Below are 5,512 nucleotides of genomic sequence, written 5' to 3' on the forward strand. Positions count from 1 at the left end.
CAATTTCTGCGCCGCGGTGGGCGTCTCGCGCACCAACGGCACCACCGACATCGCCATGCTCGAGCACTTCGTGCGCGAGGACCTGAACCGCCGCGCCCCACGCGCCATGGCCGTACTGCGGCCGCTGAAGCTGGTCATCGAGAACTATCCCGAGGGAAAGACCGAGGAGTGCGAGGCGGCCATCAATCCGGAAGACCAGGGCGCGGGCACGCGCAAGGTGCCCTTCTCGCGCGTGCTGTACATCGAGCAGGAGGACTTCCGCGAAGACCCGCCCAAGGGATTCTTCCGGCTCTCGCCCGGGCGCGAGGTGCGCCTGCGGGCCAGCTACTTCGTCACCTGCACCGGCGTGACGAAGAACGCCCAGGGCGAGATCGCCGAGGTCCACTGCACCTATGACCCCGCCACCCGCGGCGGCAACAACCCGCCCGACGGCCGCAAGGTGAAGGCCACGCTGCACTGGGTCTCGGCCGCGCATGCCGTCGAGGCCGAGGTCCGCCTTTACGACAAGCTCTTCACCAAGCCCGACCCTAGCCAGGTGGAGCAAGGCCAGGACTTCACCGCCAACCTGAATCCCGACTCGCTCGAGGTCCTGACCGGATGCAAGCTGGAGCCCTCGCTGGCCGCGGCGGCAGCGGGCGCGCGCTACCAGTTCGAGCGCCTGGGCTACTTCTGCGTCGACTCCGATTCCCGGCCCGGCAAGCTGGTCTTCAACCGCACGGTCGCCCTCAAGGACACCTGGGCCAAGATCGAGAAGAGGTCCGGCAGCTAGCCGCGTTACAATGCGCCGCAGGAGGCCCCTATGTCCCGAGCCTTGGGCTTCATCGCCGTGCTGCTGGTGGTGGTGGCCGGCGCCTGGTACTACCTGAAGTCGACCCAGTCGGCCTCGCCCGCCGGCACCAGCAATCCCACCGCGACCGTCAACCTGGCGGGAGTGAAGAACGACCTGATCGCGCTGGGCGAGGCCGAGCGCCGCCACTTCGCTTCCGAGGGCAAGTACGTGTCCATCGACGACCTGCGCTCCGCCGGCGACATCAGCATGCCCTCGAACCGCCGTGGACCTTACACCTACTCCGCCGACGTGACCGCGACCGGCTTCCGCATCACCGCCACCTGCTCGGGCGCCTGCGCCGGGCTGCCCGCGTCGTTCTCCATCGACGAGACCATGCAGATCAGCAGCCAGTAGCCGGTCGTCAGTCGCCAGTGCAGGCGTCATCCTGAGCGGGCTTGAGCCCGCGAAGGATCTCGCGCGCAGCAGTACGGTCCGTTTGGCTGAGTGCTGAGCGCTGAACGCTGACGGCTGCTCTTACCGCCGCCGCACTACCTTCACGTCGAAGGCGAAGTCCAGGTCCTTGGGGGGATAGCAGAGGCGGTCGTCGCAGGCCTGGTAGTGCAGGGTGCCGTGCACGGTGAAGTTTCCCGGGGCGGCCTTGCGCATCGCCGACATCCGCGCCTTCACCGTGAACTCCCCGCTGTAGACGCTCAGCTTCACGTCGGGAGCGAAGCCGAAGGTGAGGTCCTGCCCCACCGGAAACGTGACCGGGCCGACTCCCAGGTCGGTAGGCGGGCTGAACTTGAGGGTGGTGGGGATCTGCAGGTCGGAGTTGGGCTTGTGGGAGTTGATGTGCAGGCCGGAGCCGACCGCGAACCTCAGCTCGAGCGGGGCGGCGCCGCCCACCGGCACCGTCACCGGGCCCACCGGCTCCAGGGTCACAAACGCGGAGCTGGGGCGCTCCTGCAGATCGTCGCCGGCCCGCGCCGGCAGCACCGGCAGCGCCAGCAGCAGCGCCAGCAGCGCGAACATCCACCTGCTCTTCTTCATGCTTACTTCCCCTCCGTCGCGGCCGGAGCGCTTGCCGTCTGCGCGCCTCCGCCTCCCAAGGCCTGCTTGATGTTGTCTTCGATCTCGCTCTTGCTCACCAGCCCCAGGATCTTGTTCAGCACCTTGCCGTTGCGGTCGATGTAGACGGTGGTGGGATAGCCGGTGGCGCCGTAAGCGTCGCCCACCGCGTTCTTGCCCTGTAGGATCACGTAGTTCACGCCCATCTGCTTGGCAAAGGCCTGGATGGCGTCCTTGCCCGAGTCGTCCATGGCCACGCCTACTACCTGCAGGCCCTGCGACCCGTACTGCTTCTGCAGGTCCACCAGCCAGGGCATCTCGATCTTGCAGGGATCGCACCAGGTGGCCCAGAAGTTCAGCACGACCGCCTTGCCGCGAAAATCGGAGAGGCGGACGCTCTTGCCCTCCAGCGTCTGCAGCTCGAAGTCGGGCGCGCTCTTGCCCACCTCCACCAGTTCGCCGCCGGCCAGGGGCGAGCTTCCGTGGCGCGACTGCCGCACTCCCACCCACAGCATCAGCGCCACCGCCGCGATCACCACCCCCAGCACCGCGACATTGCGCTTGAGGCTGGGGGCGGGCGGAGTCGTGGCCGGCGCGGCCGGCCCGCCCGATGCGGGCGGCTCCGCCGCCGGCTTGCCTGCTTCTTCGTTCATGCGTTCTTCCATTCTCGCGACCTCGCCTCTACAGCGCGAAGCGGTTCAGGAACGACAGATAGCTCGACAGCACGCTCAGGTGGCTGGTGAGCACCAGCGCTCCCAGCACGATCAGCAGCACTCCACTGGCGACCTCTACCTTGTGCAGGTGCTGCCGGAAGCGACTGTAGAAGGCCAGGAAGCGGTCGATGCCCAGCGAGGTCAGCAGGAAGGGCACCGCCAGCCCCGCCGAATACAGCGCCAGCAGCAGCACGCCTTTCATCACCGTGTTCTGGGCCGCCGCGATGGTCAGGATGCCCGCCAGGATGGGGCCGATGCACGGCGTCCATCCGAAGGCGAAGGCGAATCCCACCAGGAACGCCCCCGCCAGTGAGCCTCCGCCCTTCACCTCGTGCAGGCGCTTGTCGGCGTAGAGCGCCTTGATCTTGAGCAGCCCGGTGAGGTGCAGCCCGAAGAGGATGATGACGATGCCGGCGGCGTAGGTCAGCAGGCTGCGGTAGCGCAGCAGCAGGCGCCCGACCTCGCTGGCGGCCGCGCCCAGCGCGATGAACACCACCGAGAAACCCACGATGAAAGCCAGCGAGTGCAGCATCACCTTGCCCAGCAGCGGCCGGCGCTCTCCCGGGGCCTCCAGCACGGCCGCCCCCGTGCCCGAGATCAGCGAGACGTACCCCGGCACCAGCGGCAGCACGCACGGCGACAGGAACGACAGCAGTCCCGCCAGGAACGCGGCTATGGGTAAGGGCAGGCTGGACATCAGGCTAATTCTATCAACTCGAAACGGTCTCTCCGCCGACTTTGGGACGGTCCTAGAGAACAGATGCGCCGCGAAGGCCGAAGTTACACTGTTTCCGCGGCCAAGTACCTGGCGCCCGGCCTACCCGGAGCCTAAGACAGAATCGGCCTCTCTGCCAGAGCCGATTTCGATGCCTGGAGTGGACCTTTGCCGCTTGGTTGGACCGCCTCCGCCCCGGGCCCGCGCCTCACCCGCGCAGCCCCGACCATCCCTCCGCCACCACGATGGAGTTGCCCGGGTTCTGCGGGTCGTACTTCACGGAGGCGCGCAGTCCCAGCCGGCAGGAGTGCAGGTCGATGTGGTGGCGCAGCCGGGTGACGTCCTGCGAGCAATGGTAGGTGACCCCGGCCACGTCGTACTGGTAGATGAGCAATTGCGCGGCAGCGCCTCCCGGGGCCGCCATCTCCTGCACGTCGGTGATCGTTCCGTCGGCGATGCGCCCGCCGGCGTTGAGCAGCCGCCGCCGCTCCTGCTCGCGCTGCTCCGGGGTCTTCCGCCCGCGCCGCAGCCACACCGCCAGCACCGCCAGCAGGAGCACCCCGCCGGCTCCGATCACAGCATAGAGGCGTAATGGGGTCATGAAGGAAGTCGCAGAGGCGGGGAAAGCGGGCCTGCCTGAGATTTGCTATCCACTATTCACGATCCACTATCCACTGACTTTGGCTTTTTCCCAGTCCTTCAGGAACTGGGCCAGGCCCTTGTCGGTGAGGGGATGCTGGAACATCAGGTCGAGCACCTTGGCGGGCATGGTGGCCACGTGCGCGCCCGCCAGCGCCGCCTCCACCACGTGCAGGGGGTGGCGCAGCGAGGCCGCCAGCACCTGGGTGGGAAAGTCGTAGTTCTTGTAGATCTGCACGATCTGCCGTACCAGGTCCATGCCCACGTGGCTGATGTCGTCGAGCCGCCCGACGAAAGGGCTCACGTAGGTGGCGCCCGCCTTGGCCACCAGCAGGGCCTGGTTGGGCGAGAAGCACAGCGTCATGTTCACCTTGATGCCGTCCCCCACCAGGCACTTGCAGCCCTTCACCCCGTCGCGGGTGGTGGGCAGCTTGACCACCACGTTCTTGTGCCATTTGGCGTAGTCGCGGCCCTGCTGGCACATGCCGTTCAGGTCGGTGGCGGTGACTTCCACGCTCACCGGGCCGTTCACCACGCTGCAGATCTCCAGGATGGTCTCCTGGAAGGGCTTGCCCTCCTTGGCCACCAGCGAGGGATTGGTGGTGATGCCGTCCAGGATGCCCAGCGCGGCCGCCTCGCGGATCTCATTCAGGTTCGCAGTGTCGAGGAAGAACTTCATGGTCTCTCCCGAATTGAAGAATGCAGAATGATGAATGCAGAATGAAAAACCGGGCTCTCCTTGGTTCAATCTCTCTCGTTCTTGGCGCTACGGAGAGACGCCACAAAGATCGCGGTCAGCTCTCCGGTTTCCCTGAGCAGGGGCTGGACAGCATTGGCAGGGATTGCGCCTGACTCGACCAGCAATTCCAGCCAGAACGAGGTCTCGTCCGCCTCTTCCAGAACGATTCCCAGCTTAGAAATGAAATCCGGCTTGGACCGCGCACGACAGACTGCCCGGTAGTTCGCGCCTACCGACGTCCCACACCTCAGAAGCTGCCTGGCGATGATGTGCCCTTCGTCCGTTTCCGGCAGTTTGCGGCAGAGCTTGACAATCTCAATCGCCAGCCGCTTCGTCCGCTGCTTAAGATCCTCGCCTTTCATTCTGCATTCTCAATTCTTCATTCTGCATTCTCGACCGGATTCCTCAGCGTCCCCACTCCCTCGACCGTGACCTCGACCATGTCTCCCGCCTGCAACGGGCCCACGCCCGCGGGCGTGCCGGTGGCGATCAGGTCTCCGGGAAAGAGCGTCATCACCCGCGAAACGTAGCGGATTATAGCATCGAGAGAAAAGATGAACTCGCGGGTGTTGCCGCGCTGCCGCACCTCGCCGTTCACGCGCGTCTCCACGCCCAGGCCCGCCCAAGGGTCCACTTCGTCGCTGATCACCGGGCCCACCGGGCAGAAGGTGTCGAAGCCTTTGGCGCGCGTCCACTGCCCGTCCTTATTCTGCAGGTCGCGCGCGGTGACGTCGTTCACACAGGTATAGCCGCGGATGTAGGCGCGCACGTCGTCATGGTCGCGCAGGTTGCGGCACAGCTTGCCGAGGACCACCCCCAATTCGCCCTCGTGGTCCACGCGCTCGGAGACCCGGGGCCGGCGGATGGCT

General features: G+C 66.2%; 9 protein-coding genes. 2 read left to right on the forward strand and 7 right to left on the reverse strand.

All coding sequences use genetic code 11. The annotated features are described in order from the left end of the window. Together VEG08_08850 and VEG08_08855 are read left to right on the forward strand one after the other, a co-directional pair. On the forward strand, window positions 1–769 hold a 769-nt coding region (locus VEG08_08850), incomplete at its 5' end, for a hypothetical protein (GenBank protein HXZ28089.1). Between the two features lie 30 nt (window positions 770–799). Next, window positions 800–1,183, forward strand: a complete 384-nt coding sequence (locus VEG08_08855) for a hypothetical protein (protein ID HXZ28090.1) — start codon at window positions 800–802, stop codon at window positions 1,181–1,183. 120 nt (window positions 1,184–1,303) lie between these two features. Here VEG08_08855 and VEG08_08860 read toward each other — a convergent pair whose 3' ends face one another. The 7 genes from VEG08_08860 to VEG08_08890 all read right to left on the reverse strand — a co-directional run. Then, window positions 1,304–1,819 (reverse strand): protein-disulfide reductase DsbD N-terminal domain-containing protein, encoded by a 516-nt coding sequence (locus VEG08_08860; protein ID HXZ28091.1) that lies wholly within the window; start codon window positions 1,817–1,819, stop codon window positions 1,304–1,306. A gap of 2 nt (window positions 1,820–1,821) precedes the next feature. After that, the gene (locus VEG08_08865) at window positions 1,822–2,490 is read right to left on the reverse strand and encodes a TlpA disulfide reductase family protein (GenBank protein ID HXZ28092.1); all 669 of its coding nucleotides are present in this window, start codon (window positions 2,488–2,490) and stop codon (window positions 1,822–1,824) included. Window positions 2,491–2,518: 28 nt separating this feature from the next. Next, on the reverse strand, window positions 2,519–3,247 hold the full coding sequence (locus tag VEG08_08870; GenBank protein HXZ28093.1) for a cytochrome c biogenesis protein CcdA: 729 nt from the start codon (window positions 3,245–3,247) through the stop codon (window positions 2,519–2,521). Between the two features lie 226 nt (window positions 3,248–3,473). Further along, entirely contained in the window at window positions 3,474–3,866 is a 393-nt protein-coding gene (locus tag VEG08_08875; protein ID HXZ28094.1) for a hypothetical protein, read from the reverse strand. A 66-nt stretch (window positions 3,867–3,932) separates the two neighbouring features. Continuing rightward, window positions 3,933–4,583 carry a fructose-6-phosphate aldolase gene (fsa, locus tag VEG08_08880; GenBank protein HXZ28095.1) on the reverse strand — a complete coding sequence of 217 codons (651 nt, stop codon included), beginning with the start codon at window positions 4,581–4,583 and terminating at the stop codon, window positions 3,933–3,935. A gap of 65 nt (window positions 4,584–4,648) precedes the next feature. Beyond that, window positions 4,649–5,005 carry a four helix bundle protein gene (locus VEG08_08885; protein HXZ28096.1) on the reverse strand — a complete coding sequence of 119 codons (357 nt, stop codon included), beginning with the start codon at window positions 5,003–5,005 and terminating at the stop codon, window positions 4,649–4,651. A 17-nt stretch (window positions 5,006–5,022) separates the two neighbouring features. After that, window positions 5,023–5,512: fumarylacetoacetate hydrolase family protein (locus VEG08_08890; protein ID HXZ28097.1), on the reverse strand; the 490-nt coding region annotated here is incomplete at its 5' end.

The sequence above is a fragment of the Terriglobales bacterium genome (genome assembly GCA_035624475.1).
Classification (GTDB): domain Bacteria; phylum Acidobacteriota; class Terriglobia; order Terriglobales; family Acidobacteriaceae; genus DASPRL01.